The organism is Ruegeria sp. N8 (genome assembly GCF_056531325.1).
The window spans coordinates 1-17,213 of record NZ_JBQFLQ010000014.1 but is presented as its reverse complement, the minus strand read 5'-3'; the positions used below and the strand labels follow the sequence as shown (position 1 = coordinate 17,213).

Sequence of the window (17,213 nt, the reverse complement as noted above, 5' to 3'; positions counted from 1 at the left end):
GTTATCCATCCTTGTCGGTCCGAAACCACGATTCCGGGTCCACGGGGCTGTTTTGTTGTCTTACCTCTATATAGAGCGTTTCTGAGCGGTCAGTTCCAGTACCATCACTGCTTGTTGACAAAATAGCGCCGATTTCCGGCGTTTCACCTGGCATCAACCCAACGGGTGAGCCTTGCGGGATCACCTGACCCGTCTCTCCATACACCTCTTGTAAGCCGGAAAAGACGAACAAAAGACCCGGTTGCGGCTCCAATATCACCAGATTGCCCAAATCCAGCAGCGGCCCGCGATAGCGGATCGTCGCGGCCGTGGGCGATGTAACAATCGCGCGGGGCCGGGTGCCCATCACAATGCCGGGGCGGGTCACGCCTGCGGCATCGGTCTCGCCCGCGCGATGCAGGATGATCCCCTGCGTCGGCAGGTCGATCTGACCCTTGCGGTCGGATACATCGGCATTGGTGGCGGCAATCTCACCCTCGGAAATCTCGGACAGACCGCTTGCGAAGCCTTCCAAAGTCTCGGTCGAGGAAATCAAGATGGCGGTACGAATAGGGTCTTCGACAAAGCGGCGCGGCAGGTCTGTACGGTCGGCAATCGCGGCGCTTAGTTGGGTTCGGGCGATTTGCACACCCACCAGACCTTCGGTCAGGGTTTCGGTCGCACTTTGCTGCAATTGGCGTAGCGTCTGAACCTCTCGCAGGTCACTGGCCAGCGCCTGAGCGCGGGCATTCAGGCCCGGCGTGACCTCGGACAACATCATGCCCGCCCTCGCAGACCCCAACGGGCCCGACGGGTGCAGCATCAAAACCGGCGGCGCTGTGGTCTCGATCGTTTGCAACACACCCAACAGTTGCGCCACATCCTTTTCCCGCGCGTGCAGTTCGGCGGTCAGCTGCGCCTCGCGCGTAGCGGCCTTGCGCAAGCCTTCGCGCATCGCCGTCAACCCGGCCTCATAAGCCTGCACCGTGGTGGTCAACGCCCGCACCCGATCCCGCGCGCTGTCAGCTTCGGTCAGCGCGATCGAGGCCGCCTCGAGCTGGCGCGCCGCGTTCAGCGCCGCAGTGGAAGGGTCCGTCTGCGCGTAAAGCGGGGCTGCCAGAAGGGCTGCGAGCAGAACCGGAAGCGCCCTCATGACAGCAAGCTGCGCCCGGTCATTTCCTGAGGCTGCTCCAGCCCCATCAGGTCCAACAGTGTCGGTGCCAGATCCGACAGCCGCCCCTCGCGCAACGTGGCGCCTTCGGGTCCGCCGACCAAAGCCACGGGTACCGGGTTCAGCGTATGCGCCGTATGCGGCCCACCGGTTTCAGGGTCGACCATCACCTCGCAGTTGCCGTGATCCGCCGTCACGATCATCGCGCCCCCTGCTTTGGTCAGCGCCGCAACAACTTGCGCCAAGCCCTGATCCACCGCCTCGCACGCCTTGATAGCTGCCTGAAGATCACCGGTATGGCCGACCATATCGGGGTTGGCATAGTTGGTGACGATCAGGTCATAGCCCTCTTCAATCGCCTCAACGAATTTGGCTGTCACCTCGGCCGACGACATCTCGGGCTGCAAATCATAGGTCGCTACTTTTGGCGATTTGGGCATATAGCGGTCTTCGCCCACCTCGGGGGTTTCCTTGCCACCGTTGAGGAAGAAGGTGACATGGGGGTATTTCTCGGTCTCGGCCAAACGGAACTGACGCAGACCTTGTTTGGCCACCCATTCACCGAGGGTGTTCACGATGTCTCGCTTGGGGAATACAGTGGTCATATAGGCGTTGTGGCCGTCTGAGTATTCCACCATTCCCAGCAAAGCCGACAGATGCGGACGCGGCCCGGTGTCGAAATCGGCAAAACCCGGCTCGCCAATCGCGCGCAGGATTTCGCGGGCGCGGTCGGCGCGGAAGTTCAGACAGAAGAACCCGTCGCCATCCGTCACCCCATCGAACCCGTCCAGCACCGTGGGCACGATGAATTCATCGGTTTCCGACTGGTTGTAAGCGTGGTCGATGGCCCCATGCGCCGTGCTAGCCGCCCGCCCCTGTCCGTTGATCATGGCAGCATAGGCCTGACTGACCCTTTCCCACCGATTGTCGCGGTCCATGGCATAGTAGCGCCCGCTGACGGTGACGATCTGCGCGCCTTCGGGTAGTCGCTCTTCCAGTTCGGCAACAAAGGGCGCGGCCGATTTCGGCGCAACGTCCCGCCCATCCGTCACCGCGTGCAACGCCACCGGCACGCCCGCATCCGTGATCGCCTTGGCCGCCGCGACGATGTGGTTCAGGTGCCCATGCACGCCGCCATCCGAGACCAGACCCATCAGATGCGCCGTGCCGCCCGCCGCCTTCACCTTGGCGATGAAGGCCTGCAACGCCTGATTTTCGAAAAATGACCCATCCTCGATCGCCAGATCAATCTGCCCAAGATCCATAGCCACCACGCGGCCTGCGCCAATATTGGTATGGCCGACCTCGGAATTGCCCATCTGGCCGCTGGGAAGACCCACGTCAGGCCCGTGTGTGATCAGTTGCGCGTGCGGCCCTCGCGCCATGATCGCGTCAAATGTCGGGGTCTGCGCCAGATAGGGGGCGTTGGCCTCGGTGTCCTCGGACAAACCCCAACCATCAAGAATGCACAGGACGACAGGTTTGGGGGCGGTCATTCGGACTCTCCGGGATTGCTGCTCTTGCCTGACCTTTTACCCCTTGCCCGACGCCGGGTGAACCGCCTTTTGGCGCAGACGCGCTGAATTTAATCCTTGCCGACAATATCCCGATACGGGCGCGCTTTGCGGCCTCGGTATTTCACCGTCAACTCCAACGGCACGTCGTTTTCGTCGTAGATGCCGACAACAACCCCCCGGCCCCGGCTTTTGGTCCGCATCTCGATCAATTGCGCCTCGGACCGCGTGGTGCGCTGAGATTGCCTGCGGGTCCACGTAAACAGATGCTCATACATCTGCGCGATGACGTCGGCGTGGTCGGCGCTGTCGCCCAGATCGGTCAATTCCTGTGGATCGTTTTCCAGATCAAACAGCAAAGGACGATGGCCACCCTCGCAATGGATCAGCTTCCACTTCCTGTCGGCGACCATGAACATCACCGCATCGCGGACCGAGGCATTAAGTTTCTCTGCTAGCGGCGAGGCCGAATAATCATATTCGCAAATCACCACATCCCGCGGAGTTTCCGCCTGTGTCCCATGCAGGATCGGCAACAGGGAATGCCCTTCGAGGATATGCGAGGCATCTGCGCCACCGGCTACATTCAGAAAGGTCGGGGCAAGATCGATGGATTCCACCAACGCATCACAGGCCGTGCCGCGCGTGGCGTCAGCGGCGGACGATGGATCATAGATGATCAGCGGCACTTTGGTCGAGGCATCGTGGAAGAACGTCTTCTCCCCCATCCAGTGATCGCCCAGAAAATCGCCGTGATCCGAGGTCAGCACGATCATCGTGTCCTCCATCCGGCCGGTTTTTTCCATCCAGTCGAACAGGCGGCCCATCTGGTCATCCGCCTGTTTGATCAAACCCATATAGGCGGGGATCACCGCCTCGCGCACATCCTGCCGCGAGAATGTCTGGCCAATCTTTGTGTCCATGAAAGCACGCAGAACGGGATGCGCGTTGTCACGCTCGGCTTCAGACCGGTTTACCAGCAGCACGTCATCGGGGCCGTACATCGAGGCATAGGGCTCGGGCACGATATAAGGCCAGTGGGGTTTGATGAAGCTCAGATGGCAACACCAGGGGCCGTCATGGGTATCAATGAACTCGATCCCGCGCCCGGTCAGATATGGGGTTTCGCTGTCTTCCTCGGCGATATTTGCGGCCTCGGTCGAATTCTTCAGGAACCAGCCGGACAAAACGTTGCCATCTGCATCCAGACCAGAATTGGCAAAGTCGTGCCACGGGTTGTCACTCTCATAACCTTTGGCAGCGAGGTAATTGTTGTACTCTTTCGCGCCGTCCGGATCATAATAGCCATCCGGCCCCTCGGGCAGCATCCCGTCATCGCGTTCGAACACGTCAAAACCGCATTCGGCCACACGGGCCCCAATCAGGCTGTCAGGCTCCAGACCCAGTCGGGCCATCCCCTCGGCATCCGCGCGCATATGAGTTTTGCCGACCAGCCAACACTCCATCCCAGCCCTGCGCAGGTGATCGCCCATCGTCATCTCGCCAACCTTCAGTGGGATGCCGTTCCACGAGGCGCCGTGCGAATGCACATAGCGTCCGGTATAGGTCGACATGCGAGAGCTGCCGCAAATGGGTGATTGGATATAAGCCCTGTCAAATCGCACACCCCTCGCCGCCAACCGGTCGATATTCGGAGTATGCAGATGCGGATGGCCGTAGCAGCTCAGGTAATCCCAGCGCAGCTGGTCGAACATGATGAACAGGATGTTTTTGGCTTTTGCCACGGATACGCCCCTTTGATCGTCCGGGGCTTAGGCTAACCAATTCGGCGTCAGCGGCGAAGCGGAATTTACACCTGCGCTTCGCGTTCCATCTGTTCCAGCATCTTCTTGGCGCGCTTGCACTGCAACTGATCACGCAGCGGGCTGTTCGGGTCGACATCTTTCTGACAGACCACGCATTTATCCGCACCCGAGATCGCGTTCAGACCGCCACAGCTGCCCTTGATGGTCTTGCCCATCAGCATCACGCCCAACGACATGCCCACCATCACAAGAGCCAGCAGTATGAAAGCCAGAATAAAGGTGCTCATGATTCGTATCCGTCAGTTGCTGCCTAAGGCGTCTTTGAACGCGCTGCTATGAACCGTGATATAGGCATCTTCGCCCCCTGTCACATCCCGCGAGATGAAATACACGGCAAGTTTATGCTTTTCGGCCAGTTCCAGCCCTTTTTCCTGCCCCAGCGCCAACATGGCCGTGGCCCAGGCATCGGCCATCATCGCGTTTTCCGCCAGCACCGTGACCGAGGTGGTCCGATGCGTGATCGGGCGGCCTGTCACCGGGTTGATAATATGCGAATAGCGCACGCCGTCCTGTTCGAAGAAGTTCTTGTAATCGCCCGAGGTCGCCATCCCCAGATCGTCAAGCTGAACGATCAACTGAATGGCCTGCACGCCAGTTTCAGGTTTTTCGATCCCGATCCGCCATGCCTCACCCTTGTCATTCTGACCCATAGTGACCAGATCGCCGCCGATCTCGACCATGTAGTTCTCGATCCCAGCTTCGCGCAGCGTTTCGGCCACCGCATCAATGCCATAGCCTTTGGCGATGGCCGACAAGTTGATGCCTACATCCGCATCCGATTTGGCCAACGTCCCGGCCTCGCGGTCCAGCGTCAACAGGCGGGACTGACCGACGCTGTCCAGCGCGGCCTGAATTTCGGCATCCGATGGCACAGGATCTTCGGGTTTGCGCGGGCCAAAGCCCCACAGCTCAATCAGCGGGCCAAGGGTGACGTCAAACGTGCCGCCCGTTTTCTCGTGCACGTCATTTGCCGCATCAATCACCAACGCAAATTCGTCAGATACTGCCACGGCATCGGTGCTGTCCGACGCAGAAAAGGTGGACACCTCGGAATTCGGATCCCAGTTGGACATCTTGGCGTTGACCTCGGCCAGCGTCTGATCGACTGCACCTGCCAGCGCCTCTTCGTCAAGGTCCACGCCGATGGCGGTGATGTTGAAGGTCGTCCCCATGGTTTCGCCAGACAGGCGCACGACTTCTGGTTCTTTGTCGAACAAACAGCCAGACACCAGCGCGGCAACAGCCAAAACGGGGACAAAACGCATCACAGCACCCTCTTAGGAAAACGTGCCCGGCATATGCCAGCGCCCCGGATCAGAGTCAAACCTGCGTCAGAGTTTCAGCGGCATGAAGCCCAAAACCAGCAGACCAATTCCGGCAGGCACGCCAAACAGCCACGCCTTTTTCTGCCACCCCGGCGCTTGTTGTTTCCATGCCATGCGAAAATTGTGCCCGCATACAACCACGGCGAAAAAGATCAGCGCTGCAACAGGCGGGGTCAGAGAAAGGTCGGACAAAAGTTCGGATATCCTTGGTTTTCGGCAGTTTTCCCCGGAACGGGCAATTGCACCCTATACAGGTCGTTTGGCTGCGCTAAGGTAAATAACAAAGCAGAAGGAGATTGCCCATGGCCCCAAGCTCTTACCAGCCACCGACCCGCGGCGACAAGGCCGAGACCAGCACGCGCAGCCAGTCGGTCGACTCGAACCTGTCACACTCGCAGACGACCGTGGCGAAACTGCTTGAGGGCAAGGGAAATGCGGTGTTCTCGGTGCGTCCAAACGACACGATTCACTCGGTGGTGAACACGCTGAAGGAAAAGAAAATCGGGGCGGTTCTGGTGACCGATCAAAACGGCGCACTGCAGGGCATTCTGTCGGAACGCGATATCGTGCGCCGCATGGCCGACACCCCCGGTCAGACGCTTCCCCAATCGGTCGAGGACCTGATGACGCGTGAGGTCAAAACCTGCGCACCTGATGACCCGCTGAACGACGTTCTGAAAACCATGACCGAGGGGCGATTCCGCCATATGCCGGTTCTCGCCGACGGCGCCCTGCGCGGCGTGATCACCATTGGCGACGTCGTGCATTTCCGCCTGAAAGAGCTGGAATACGAAGCCCTTCGCATGAAACAGATGATCGTCGGTTGACGCTCCAAAGTGCGAAAACCGCTTGACCTCGGGCCGGTGACAGTATCCCTGATGCAGCATCAAACGGCGATGAAACAGAGGGTTGCATGAAACGGGTTCTTGTCACCGGAACGGCCGGGTTCATCGGGTTCCATCTGGCCAAGCTTTTGCTGGCCGAAGGCTTTCGTGTGCACGGCTATGACGGGATGACCGACTATTACGACGTCACCCTCAAGCAGCGCCGCCACCAGATGTTGCTGCAAAACCCTGGCTTTTCCGCAACCGAGGACTTGCTGGAAAATCACGACCGCCTGAAACAGATCGCCGATGACTTCAAGCCCGAGGTCATCGTTCACCTCGCCGCACAAGCCGGGGTGCGTTACAGCCTGGAAGACCCGCGCAGCTATATCAACTCAAACGTCGTGGGCACATTCAATGTCATGGAGATTGCCCGAGAACATGAAGTTGCGCATCTGCTGATGGCATCGACCTCATCCGTTTACGGTGCGAACGAAGAGATGCCGTTTACCGAGGTCGAAAAGGCCGACACCCCTCTGACGATCTACGCAGCCACGAAGAAAGCAAATGAGGCGATGGGCCATTCCTACGCTCATCTGTGGAACCTGCCGACGACGATGTTCCGCTTTTTCACTGTTTACGGCAGTTGGGGGCGTCCCGATCTGGCGCTCTACAAATTTGTGGACGCCATTCTGGATGACCGACCAATCGACATCTACAACCACGGCGACATGTACCGCGACTTCACCTATGTCGAGGATCTGGTGCGGGGTATCCGCCTGCTGATCGACGTGCCGCCCGTGCGCCCGGACAGCGCGGATCAGATTGCCGAGGGCGACAGCCTGTCTCCGGCAGCGCCGTGGCGGGTGGTGAATATCGGCAATGGAGACAAGGTGCGGCTGATGGACTTCATCGAGGCCATTGAGGATGCCTTGGGCAAAAAGGCTATCCGAAACTACATGCCTATGCAGATGGGCGATGTGCCTGCGACATGGGCCGATAATGATCTGCTGCAATCCCTGACAGGGTACCGCCCGCAAACCGATTTCAAAGAGGGAATTGCCCGGTTCGTCGCGTGGTTCCGCGACTATCATGGTAAATGACGGCGATGTTTGAAACAGACCCCAACGCCCGCAAGATCGCTGTGATCGGACTGGGCTATGTCGGCCTGCCGCTGGCCGTGGCCTTCGGCAAAATCGGCCCTGTGACCGGCTTTGACATCAACACAGCCCGGATAACCGCCCTGCGCGCCGGTCAGGACGCAACCCATGAGGTCGAGCCCGAGGACCTGCGCGCCGCAACCGGCCTGTCCTTCACCACCGATGCGGCAGAAATCGCGGAATGTGACACCTATATCGTCACCGTCCCCACCCCGATCACGGCAGGCAAGCAGCCTGACTTAACACCTTTGCTCAGCGCGTCTGAAACCGTTGGACGCGTGCTGAAACCCGGCGATCTTGTGGTCTACGAATCCACCGTCTACCCCGGCGCGACCGAGGAAGACTGTGTGCCAGTGTTGGAACGCGCCTCGGGCCTGGTGTTCAACCGCGATTTCTTTGCAGGCTACAGCCCCGAGCGGATCAACCCCGGCGACAAGACCCATCGGATCGCGGATATCTGCAAGGTTACGTCCGGCTCGACCCCCGAGGTGGCCGATCTGGTGGATGCGCTTTACGCGCGGATCATCACGGTAGGCACCCACAAGGCGGAAAGCATCCGTGTGGCCGAGGCCGCAAAGGTGATCGAGAACACCCAGCGCGACCTGAACATCGCGCTGGTGAATGAGCTGGCGATGATCTTTGGCCGGATGGATATCGACACCGATGCAGTTCTGCGCGCCGCGGGGACCAAGTGGAACTTTCTACCCTTCCGCCCCGGTCTGGTGGGCGGGCATTGCATCGGCGTAGACCCCTATTACCTGACCCACAAGGCCGAAGCTGTGGGCCATCACCCGCAGATCATTCTGGCCGGGCGTCGGTTGAATGACAGTATGGGCGGCTATGTGGTCTCGCAACTGGTCAAGCGGATGATGCGCGAGGGGATCAATGTGGCCGCCGCCCGCGTGCTGGTAATGGGGCTGACCTTCAAGGAAAACTGTCCCGACCTGCGCAACACGCGTGTGGTGGATATCATTGACGAGTTGCAAGACTACGGCGTCGCCGTCGATGTCTACGACCCCCATGCGGATGCAGTTGCCGCGCAGCAGGAATACGGGATTTCAATGACTTCGCAGCCTGAAACCGGTGCTTATGACGGTATCGTTCTGGCAGTTGCGCATCGGGAATTTCTGACGCTCGCCCCAGCCGAGATACGCGCCTTTGGCAAGGATCAAAGCGTGTTGTTCGACGTCAAATCCTGTCTGCCGCCAGAGGCCAGCGACCTGCGGCTGTAAAAAAACCGGCGCTGTGCTGCGCCGGTTTATCCTGTCTTATCCGCCAAAATCGTCCAGCATGATGTCTTCGCGATCCACGCCCAAGTCCAGCAGCATGTTGATGACCGACTGGTTCATGATCGGCGGTCCACACATGTAGAACTCGCAATCCTCGGGCGCGGGGTGGTTCTTGAGGTATTCCTCGAACAGAACGTTGTGGATGAAGCCGGTATAGCCTTTCCAATCGTCCTCGGGCTGCGCATCCGACAGGGCGACATGCCATTCGAAATTGTCGAACTCTTCGGCCAGTTGGTCGAAATCCTCGACAAAGAACATCTCTTTCTTCGACCGCGCGCCGTACCAGAAGCTGATCTTGCGATCGCGGTTTTCCAGACGCTTGAGCTGATCGAAGATGTGGCTGCGCATAGGGGCCATGCCCGCACCACCACCAATAAAGACCATCTCTTTCTGCGTGTCGCGGGCAAAAAACTCACCAAACGGACCCGAAATCGTGACTTTGTCACCCGGTTTCAGGTTGAAGATATACGACGACATCTGGCCCGGGGGGATACCATCCGAACCCGGAGGCGGCGAAGCCACTCGGACGTTCAGCATGATCATGCCTTTTTCGTCCGGATAGTTGGCCATGGAATAAGCCCGCTCAATCGGTTCGGCCACGACGGATTCGTATTGCCACAGATTGAACTTGTCCCAATCTTCGCGATATTCCTCTTCCACGTCGAAATCGGTATATTTCAACGCGTGCGCGGGGGCCTCGATCTGGATATAGCCACCGGCGCGGAAGTTCACGTCCTCGCCTTCCGGCAGGTCCAGGGTCAGGGCCTTGATGAAGGTCGCCACGTTTTCATTCGAGCGAACGGTGCATTCCCATTTCTTGACGCCAAAGACCTCTTCGGGGACTTCGATGTCCATGTCCTGCTTGACCGCGACCTGACAGGACAGACGGTCACCGCACGAAGCCTCACGCTTGGTGATATGGCTTTCCTCAGTTGGCAGGATCGAGCCACCGCCCGAATGCACCCGCACCCGGCATTGCGCGCAGGTACCGCCGCCGCCACAGGCGGACGGAACAAACAGCTTCTCGGCCGCCAGCGTTTGCAGCAGTTTGCCACCTGCTGGGACCGAGATGGTTTTCTCACCGTTGATGGTGATGTTCACGTTCCCGGTCGACACCAGCTTGGACCGCGCAGCCATGATGATGGCCACCAGCCCCAACACGATCAGGGTAAAAAGAACGACGCCTAAGCTAAAAGTTTCCATGCGCCCCTCCTTACAGTTTCACGCCTGAGAAGGACATGAAGGCCATCGCCATCAGACCCGCGGTGATGAAGGTGATCCCAAGCCCTTGCAGGCCGTCGGGGATATCCGAATATTTCAGCTTTTCGCGCACACCCGCCATCGCAGTGATCGCCAGTGCCCAGCCAAAACCGGAAGACAGACCATAAGTCGCGGCCTCGGCAAAGTTATAGTCACGCTCCACCATGAACAGCGAACCACCCAAGATCGCGCAGTTCACCGTGATCAGCGGCAGGAAGATCCCCAGCGCGTTGTAGAGCGGCGGGAAATACTTGTCCAAAACCATCTCAAGGATCTGAACCATCGCCGCGATCACACCGATATACGAGATCAGGCCAAGGAAGGTCAGGTCCACATCCGGGAAACCGGCCCAGGCCAGCGCGCCCGGTTTCAGCAGGTAGTTCAGCAACAGGTTGTTGGCAGGCACAGTGATGGCCTGCACAACCATGACCGAGATGCCCAGACCCAGCGCGGTCGAAATCTTCTTGGACACGGCAATGAAGGTACACATCCCCAGAAAGAAGCTGAGCGCAAGGTTTTCGACAAAGATGGCCTTTACGGCCAGTGAAATCAGACCTTCCATCAGTGGGCCTCTACCTGCTGAATTTTGTACTCACGCTCTTCCACCTGGTTCGGCTTCCATGTGCGGAAGGCCCAGATGATCAGACCGATGATGAAGAACGCTGACGGAGGCAGCAGCAGCATGCCGTTGGGCACGTACCAGCCACCGTTGTTGACGGTCTCCAGAATGGTGATGCCAAACAGCGATCCGGCACCGAATAGCTCACGAATGAAGCCGACCAGCAGCAGGATCAGGCCGTAGCCCATACCGTTGCCCATGCCGTCGATGAACGACGCGACGGGCGGGTTCTTCATCGCAAACGCCTCAGCCCGGCCCATCACGATACAGTTGGTGATGATCAGGCCGACAAAAACCGACAGAGTTTTCGAGATCTCAAACGCATAGGCCTTAAGGATCTGGTCCACCAGGATCACCAGCGAGGCGATGATCACCATCTGTACGATGATCCGGATCGAGCCCGGAATCTGGTTGCGCAGGCACGAGATAAAGAAGGACGAGAACGAGGTCACGAAGATCACCGCCAGCGCCATCACCATCGAGACCTGCAGTGACGAGGTCACCGCCAGCGCCGAACAGATGCCCAGCACCTGCAGAGTGATCGGGTTATTGTCGACAAGCGGGTCGACCAGCATCTCTTTCTTAGTCTGAGACATCAGAATTCTCCTGCTTGCAATTTGGCCAGAAACGGAGCGTAACCCGCATCTCCCATCCAGAACCGTACAAGGTTATCGACACCCACCGAGGTCAGCGTCGCCCCGGCCAGCGCGTCGACGTAAAAGTCCGGGCCAGCGGCGGGCTGCGATTTGGCGACGGTGATCTGAAGCTCACCCGCGTCATCACGCAGACGTTTTCCATTCCACAGTGCCTTCCAGCGTGGGTTGTCCACCTCGGCCCCAAGGCCCGGCGTCTCACCATGCTGATAGAATTGCAGGCCGAAGATATCGTTGCCGTTGTTCTCCAGTGCGATAAAGCCATAGAGCGTGGACCACAGGCCATAGCCATGCAGCGGCAGGATCACCTTGTCCAACTCGCCCGCATCGTCGCGCAACAGGTAGATCACGCGATACTTAGACTGACGCCCAATTCCCGCCGGGTCATTGTCCAGCGCAACGCTCAGGTCGGGATCGCTGGCCGCAGCGATGTCATCAAACGTGGCAGCGTCGAACTGATCGTCGACGAAAGCGCCCGTCGACAGTTCAAGTACATGCGGTTCGAACGCAGCGAACGCTTCGGAGACATCGACGCCCGGCTCATAGACACCGGCGACTTGCAGAACGTTGACCTGCTTGTCCTTCAGCGCGTTGGCTTCTTGCACCGGGCGCAGGCTGACCGCTGCGGCGGATACGACCATTGAGGCCACAAGGCAGACAGCGACCGCGACGACTATCGTTTTACCGACAGAATCCGGCGAGGCGGCCAGAAATTTTGCAATCGCGCCCTTTGGTTCTTGGGACTGCGTATCAGACATGGCGACGCGCCCTCCGTTTGATGTTGGCTTGCACGACGAAATAGTCGATCAGCGGCGCAAAGACGTTTCCGAAGAGGATAGCCAGCATCATACCTTCGGGGAAAGCAGGGTTAATGACGCGGATCATCACAACCATGACACCGATCAGCGCACCGTAGATATAGCGGCCCATGTTAGTGTGGCTGGCGGAAACCGGCTCGGTGACCATGAAAGCCAGACCAAAGGCGTAGCCGCCCAGAACGATGTGCCAGTACCAAGGCATCGCAAACATCGGGTTGGTGTCCGACCCGATCAGGTTCAGCAACAGGCTAAAGCCGATGGTCCCCGCCAAACAGCCCAGGATCAGGCGGTAGTTGGCAATTTTCGTTGTCAGCAGGAAGGCCAGGCCGATCATACAGGCCAGGGTCGATGTCTCGCCAAAACTGCCCTGAATGGTGCCGAAGAACGCATTGGCCCAAGTGATACCGTCGGCCGCCAGCGCCTGAACGCCCTCGGCAGCGGTGATCCCCAACGCGGTCGCGCCCGAGAACCCATCCACAGGAGTCCAGACCGAGTCCCCCGACATTTGCGCGGGATAAGCGAAATACAAGAACGCCCGCCCCACCAATGCCGGGTTGAGGAAGTTCTTGCCGGTGCCGCCAAATACTTCTTTGCCGATGACAACGCCGAAGATGATGCCCAAAGCGACCTGCCACAGCGGTGTCGATGCGGGCAGGATCAGCGTGTAGAGCATCGATGTGACAAGGAAGCCCTCGTTCACCTCATGCCCACGCACGGTGGCAAAGATGACCTCGAAAATACCACCCGCAACCAGCGTCGTGATGTAGATCGGCAGGAAATAAAGCAACCCGTGCAACACATTGGCTAACAGGCTGGACGGATCCAGCGAGATGCCAAACATCTGCAGCAAAGCAATACGCCAACCGGTCGCGGCATCCGGACCAAGCGTCGCAATGGCCGAGTTCGCCTGATAGCCCGTATTCCACATCCCCCACAGGATACAGGGGATCGTGGCGATCACGACATAGGTCATGATCCGCTTCATATCCACGTAGGACCGCGCATGCGGGGCCACGGTGGTTACGGTTTTCGGAGTGTAGATAAAGCTTTCGACCATCTCGTAGATGGGGAAATACTTCTCGTACTTGCCGCCCTTGGTAAAGTTCGGCTCAATCCGATCGAAGAAGCTGCGCAAACCCATGTGGATCAGCCCTCCTTTTCAATCTTGGTCAGGCAGTCGCGCAGCGCCAGCCCGTATTCATATTTTGCTGGACAGGCAAAGCCCACAAGGCCCAAATCCTCTTCATCCAGCTCCAACGCACCCAACGCCTGCGCCGTGTCCGTGTCCATGACAAGCAATGCGCGCAGCAGTTGCGTTGGCAAATAGTCCTGCGGCATCAGCTCTTCGAACACGCCCGTCGGCACCATCGCACGACGGCCGCCGTTCAGGTTTGAAGTGAACGCATACAGCTTTTTCGCAAAGGCCGAGCCCAACACGGGCTGTACGGCGAATTTCGACGGCATCGGAAGAATCCAACCCATCGTGTGTTGATCGTGATCTTCACGGATGATCGAAACCTGCCGCGCAAAGCGGCCCAGATAAGCGGTCGGGCCTTCAGCCTGTGCACCTGACAGGATCGAGCCCGAGATAATCCGGGGCGTCCCGTCCACATCGACCTCGTCACGGGTCAGATCGTCGGTCGACGCGCCCATGACCGTGCGGATCAAACGCGGCTGCCGCGCGCCCGGACCGGTCAGAGCGACCACGATATTGGGATCCAGATGGCCGGTCTGCATCAGGCGACCAATGGCGATGACGTCCTGATACCCGATGGTCCAGACCTGCTTGTCCCCTGCCAGCGGCTCGAGGAAATGGATATGCGTCCCCGCCAGCCCCGACGGGTGCGGCCCTGCGAATGCGGCGGCTTCAATTCCTGGCACATCGGCGCCCGGTACCGAGTCACCCTCTTTGTGGCACAGATAGGTCTTGCCTTCGGTCAGGTTCGCGACCGCCGCCAGACCCGCGGCGAAAGCATCCCCTGCGTCAGCGATGATCACGGCTGCATCACCCGCCAGAGGCTCACTGTCCATCGCCGTCACGAAAATCGCTGCAGGTGTGGTGCCGGGTGTCGGCATTTTGGAATAGGGCCGCGTTCGGAAGGCCGTCCAAAGACCCGCAGCACACAGCTTGGCCGTCACGCCCTCGGCGCTGTCGGCATTCCCGGTGCCCGAGAAATCAACCCCGGTGTCATTGGGGTCTGACACCTCGATCACGACGCTTTGCAGCACGCGCCGAGCACCGCGATTGACTGCGACGACCTTGCCGGTCATTGGCGCTACCATCATCGCATCGGGCGCGTCTTTGTGACTAAACAGGGGCGTGCCGCGCTGGACGTCGTCACCCTCTTGTACCAGCATCTTGGGTTTCAGGCCAATATAGTCGCCGCCCAGAACCCCGACGGTCGAAAACTCGGGTCCAGGATGAATCGTCTGATCCGGCGCACCCAGCACCGGCAGCTCGAACCCTTTTTTCAGTTTGAAAGTTTGCATGTCGCTACGGTCTTCCAAGCCTCTTTGTCTGCGCCAACTCTGCCGACGTCCTTTCGGAATCCTGCAATAGCACGGTTTTTCGGGATCTCCGTCGCAAAAGCGCCGAAAACGGTCCAAAATCCGCAGGCATATTTTCGATCATGGACCCTTTACGCGGGGATGGTCATAAACGCAAACCTGTTACCGCTCAAAGCCGCAAGTAATTGTCACATTCCTATCACGTTGCGCAGTTTCGATGCGTGGAAAATGCATGTCGCACCCGGATCGCATCCGGTGTAAGCACCCAAAATGGAACACAGCGACAAATTCGAGATATTTCTGGTGGCCACGCCCGGCCTCGAGGCCCCCCTGCTGGCCGAGACTGTCGAAAACGGATACGAAAACGCCAGAATCGTACCCGGTGGTGTCAGCCTGCGCGGCGGATGGACCGATGTCTGGCGCGCCAATCTGTGTCTGCGGGGTGCCAACAAGGTCTTGCTGCGCATGGGTAGCTTTCCTGCCGTTCACCTGGCCCAGCTCGACAAACGTGCCCGCAAGTTTCCATGGTCAGTTTTTTTGCGCCCCGATGTGCCGGTCAAAGTCGAGGCGACCAGCCGCAAATCCCGTATCTACCATGCAGGCGCCGCAAAGCAGCGGATCGAGCACGCAATTACCGAAACTCTCGGCGCGCCAATCTCGGGCGATGCCACCCTGCGGGTCCTGCTACGCATTGAAAAGGATATCTGCACTTTTTCAGTCGATACATCCGGCGAGCCGCTGCACAAACGCGGCCACAAACCGGTAGTTGCCAAAGCCCCAATGCGCGAGACCATGGCCGCCATGTTCCTGCGCGAGTGCGGATACACCGGATCCGAACCGGTCCTGGACCCGATGTGTGGCTCCGGCACCTTCGTCATCGAAGCCGCCGAGATCGCCTTGGGGCTGAACCCCGGTCGCGGCCGCAGCTTTGCCTTCGAAGACCTTGCCGGGTTCGACCCTGCCGCTTGGGGCGATCTACGCGCCAACGGGGATATGTCCGAAACCGATCTTGTTTTCTCCGGCTCTGACCGCAATTCGGGCGCGGTTGAAGCCGCCCAAGCCAATGCGACGCAGGCCGGAGTGAGTGAGGTCACAAAGTTCCAAACCCGCGCCGTCAGCGACATCAAGCCCCCACCCGGCGACGCCGGTCTTGTCATCGTCAACCCGCCCTATGGTGCACGAATCGGTGATGAAAAACGCCTGCGCTCTCTCTACGGGGCGTTGGGCAAGGTGCTTGCCACTCGATTCAGCGGCTGGCGCGCGGGGATCGTGACCAGCAATGCGGGGCTTGCCCGCGCAACTCGCCTGCCTTTGCTGCCGCCCGGACCGGTGGTTGACCACGGCGGCACCAAAATCCGCCTCTACCGCACGGACGCCCTGCCCTGACACCAATCGCGACAATGAGCGCGGGGTTTGAAACCGCAAAATCCCTCTTGCACATCCAAATTGCCGGGTATAGACCCGCCGCCACGGTCGGAGTGTAGCTCAGCCTGGTAGAGCACTGTCTTCGGGAGGCAGGGGTCGGAGGTTCGAATCCTCTCACTCCGACCAATAAAACAAGGCGCCCGAGGGCGCTTTTGTTGTTTTTTAGACAGTGATCCGAGGTTCGTTGAACCTGAGCGTTAGTCGAACTCCAACGCACTGGCAGCCTTACGCAAGTGCTCAGGGCTGTAGCGCGCGTAGACGGACGCGGTGATCCGGGAGCCTGAATGGCCTAGAAACTGTGCAATCTCCTCCATCGAGATACTTGCTTCAGCCATATGAACTGCTGCGGTGTGCCGCAAGACGTGCGGTGACACGTCAGGCAGGCCCGCCGCGACTGCGGCCGCCTTGAAGCCTTTCTTGATCGACTTTACCGATCCGCCGGCCCACTCCACAACATACTCAGATAATGCGGCTTTTCGGGCGTTCAAAAGCGCAGCATACAGACTCTCGGTCATGGGGACGATGGCCCTGCCCTTCCTCTGTCCGTCGCCAGTTCGGAGATTGATCTGACGGCGTTCAAAGTCCACCCGATCCCATGTGAGTTCTAACACTGCTGTTACTCTGGCCGCCGTCGACAGCATCAGCCATATAGCCAGTTTGATGTGCGGTGCGCAGTCGACCGCCAGGAGCTGTGAAATCTCCTGGCGCGTGAGATACCTCTCCTTGGGAGCCGGTTTGCTAGCGCGCTCGATTGTCCGCCATCAGCACCCATGGAACAGACTAGGTTGATTGCGTAGCGGAGGATTTCAGGCTCATCGTAACCATCAGAGAGTGGAGATGAG

Annotated in this window: 17 protein-coding genes and 1 tRNA gene; 5 read left to right on the top strand and 13 right to left on the bottom strand. The window is 59.1% G+C overall.

The features are described from left to right. Position 1: 1 nt before the first annotated feature. From ACR0C5_RS18315 to ACR0C5_RS18290, 6 genes are all read right to left on the bottom strand, one after another. The gene (locus ACR0C5_RS18315) at positions 2-1,132 is read right to left on the bottom strand and encodes a murein hydrolase activator EnvC family protein (protein ID WP_480878276.1); all 1,131 of its coding nucleotides are present in this window, start codon (positions 1,130-1,132) and stop codon (positions 2-4) included. Then, positions 1,129-2,646 carry a 2,3-bisphosphoglycerate-independent phosphoglycerate mutase gene (gene gpmI, locus ACR0C5_RS18310; RefSeq protein WP_480878274.1) on the bottom strand — a complete coding sequence of 506 codons (1,518 nt, stop codon included), beginning with the start codon at positions 2,644-2,646 and terminating at the stop codon, positions 1,129-1,131. The genes ACR0C5_RS18315 and gpmI overlap by 4 nt, the downstream gene beginning before the upstream one ends. Before the next feature lie 89 nt (positions 2,647-2,735). Continuing rightward, positions 2,736-4,409, bottom strand: a complete 1,674-nt coding sequence (locus tag ACR0C5_RS18305) for a sulfatase-like hydrolase/transferase (RefSeq protein WP_480878272.1) — start codon at positions 4,407-4,409, stop codon at positions 2,736-2,738. Between the two features lie 65 nt (positions 4,410-4,474). Beyond that, on the bottom strand, positions 4,475-4,717 hold the full coding sequence (gene nqrM / locus ACR0C5_RS18300) for a (Na+)-NQR maturation NqrM (RefSeq protein WP_170356551.1): 243 nt from the start codon (positions 4,715-4,717) through the stop codon (positions 4,475-4,477). 12 nt (positions 4,718-4,729) lie between these two features. Continuing rightward, complete coding sequence (locus ACR0C5_RS18295) at positions 4,730-5,755, bottom strand: FAD:protein FMN transferase (RefSeq protein ID WP_480878269.1); 1,026 nt, start codon at positions 5,753-5,755, stop codon at positions 4,730-4,732. Positions 5,756-5,821: 66 nt separating this feature from the next. Beyond that, entirely contained in the window at positions 5,822-6,007 is a 186-nt protein-coding gene (locus ACR0C5_RS18290) for a hypothetical protein (protein ID WP_170773143.1), read from the bottom strand. A 110-nt stretch (positions 6,008-6,117) separates the two neighbouring features. On the opposite strand from ACR0C5_RS18290, the gene ACR0C5_RS18285 reads away from it, so the two are divergent. From ACR0C5_RS18285 to tviB, 3 genes are all read left to right on the top strand, one after another. Then, complete coding sequence (locus ACR0C5_RS18285) at positions 6,118-6,642, top strand: CBS domain-containing protein (RefSeq protein ID WP_170773146.1); 525 nt, start codon at positions 6,118-6,120, stop codon at positions 6,640-6,642. Between the two features lie 86 nt (positions 6,643-6,728). Further along, positions 6,729-7,742, top strand: coding sequence for a GDP-mannose 4,6-dehydratase (locus tag ACR0C5_RS18280; RefSeq protein WP_170773148.1), 1,014 nt, complete (start codon positions 6,729-6,731; stop codon positions 7,740-7,742). 5 nt (positions 7,743-7,747) lie between these two features. Next, entirely contained in the window at positions 7,748-9,031 is a 1,284-nt protein-coding gene (gene tviB, locus ACR0C5_RS18275) for a Vi polysaccharide biosynthesis UDP-N-acetylglucosamine C-6 dehydrogenase TviB (protein WP_480878266.1), read from the top strand. Positions 9,032-9,067: 36 nt separating this feature from the next. On the opposite strand, the gene nqrF is transcribed toward tviB, so the two are convergent. From nqrF to ACR0C5_RS18245, 6 genes are read right to left on the bottom strand one after another with little or no spacing between them, the layout of a single operon-like run. Further along, entirely contained in the window at positions 9,068-10,291 is a 1,224-nt protein-coding gene (nqrF, locus tag ACR0C5_RS18270; RefSeq protein ID WP_170789852.1) for an NADH:ubiquinone reductase (Na(+)-transporting) subunit F, read from the bottom strand. Positions 10,292-10,301: 10 nt separating this feature from the next. Continuing rightward, the gene (gene nqrE / locus ACR0C5_RS18265) at positions 10,302-10,910 is read right to left on the bottom strand and encodes an NADH:ubiquinone reductase (Na(+)-transporting) subunit E (protein ID WP_050603817.1); all 609 of its coding nucleotides are present in this window, start codon (positions 10,908-10,910) and stop codon (positions 10,302-10,304) included. Continuing rightward, positions 10,910-11,563: an NADH:ubiquinone reductase (Na(+)-transporting) subunit D gene (locus ACR0C5_RS18260; protein ID WP_117873115.1), complete on the bottom strand. Its 654-nt coding sequence runs from the start codon at positions 11,561-11,563 to the stop codon at positions 10,910-10,912. Before ACR0C5_RS18260 ends, nqrE begins: the two co-directional genes overlap by 1 nt. Next, positions 11,563-12,378, bottom strand: a complete 816-nt coding sequence (locus ACR0C5_RS18255) for a Na(+)-translocating NADH-quinone reductase subunit C (protein ID WP_170789853.1) — start codon at positions 12,376-12,378, stop codon at positions 11,563-11,565. Before ACR0C5_RS18255 ends, ACR0C5_RS18260 begins: the two co-directional genes overlap by 1 nt. Then, positions 12,371-13,579, bottom strand: a complete 1,209-nt coding sequence (locus tag ACR0C5_RS18250) for an NADH:ubiquinone reductase (Na(+)-transporting) subunit B (RefSeq protein WP_480505856.1) — start codon at positions 13,577-13,579, stop codon at positions 12,371-12,373. Before ACR0C5_RS18250 ends, ACR0C5_RS18255 begins: the two co-directional genes overlap by 8 nt. 5 nt (positions 13,580-13,584) lie before the next feature. Further along, entirely contained in the window at positions 13,585-14,928 is a 1,344-nt protein-coding gene (locus tag ACR0C5_RS18245; protein WP_170773160.1) for a Na(+)-translocating NADH-quinone reductase subunit A, read from the bottom strand. A gap of 288 nt (positions 14,929-15,216) precedes the next feature. On the opposite strand from ACR0C5_RS18245, the gene ACR0C5_RS18240 reads away from it, so the two are divergent. Further along, complete coding sequence (locus tag ACR0C5_RS18240; RefSeq protein ID WP_480878261.1) at positions 15,217-16,332, top strand: THUMP domain-containing class I SAM-dependent RNA methyltransferase; 1,116 nt, start codon at positions 15,217-15,219, stop codon at positions 16,330-16,332. 88 nt (positions 16,333-16,420) lie between these two features. Continuing rightward, positions 16,421-16,497: transfer RNA gene (locus ACR0C5_RS18235), tRNA-Pro, on the top strand. 71 nt (positions 16,498-16,568) lie between these two features. Here ACR0C5_RS18235 and ACR0C5_RS18230 read toward each other — a convergent pair. Continuing rightward, positions 16,569-17,123, bottom strand: a complete 555-nt coding sequence (locus ACR0C5_RS18230; RefSeq protein ID WP_480878320.1) for a tyrosine-type recombinase/integrase — start codon at positions 17,121-17,123, stop codon at positions 16,569-16,571. Between the last annotated feature and the right edge of the window lie 90 nt (positions 17,124-17,213).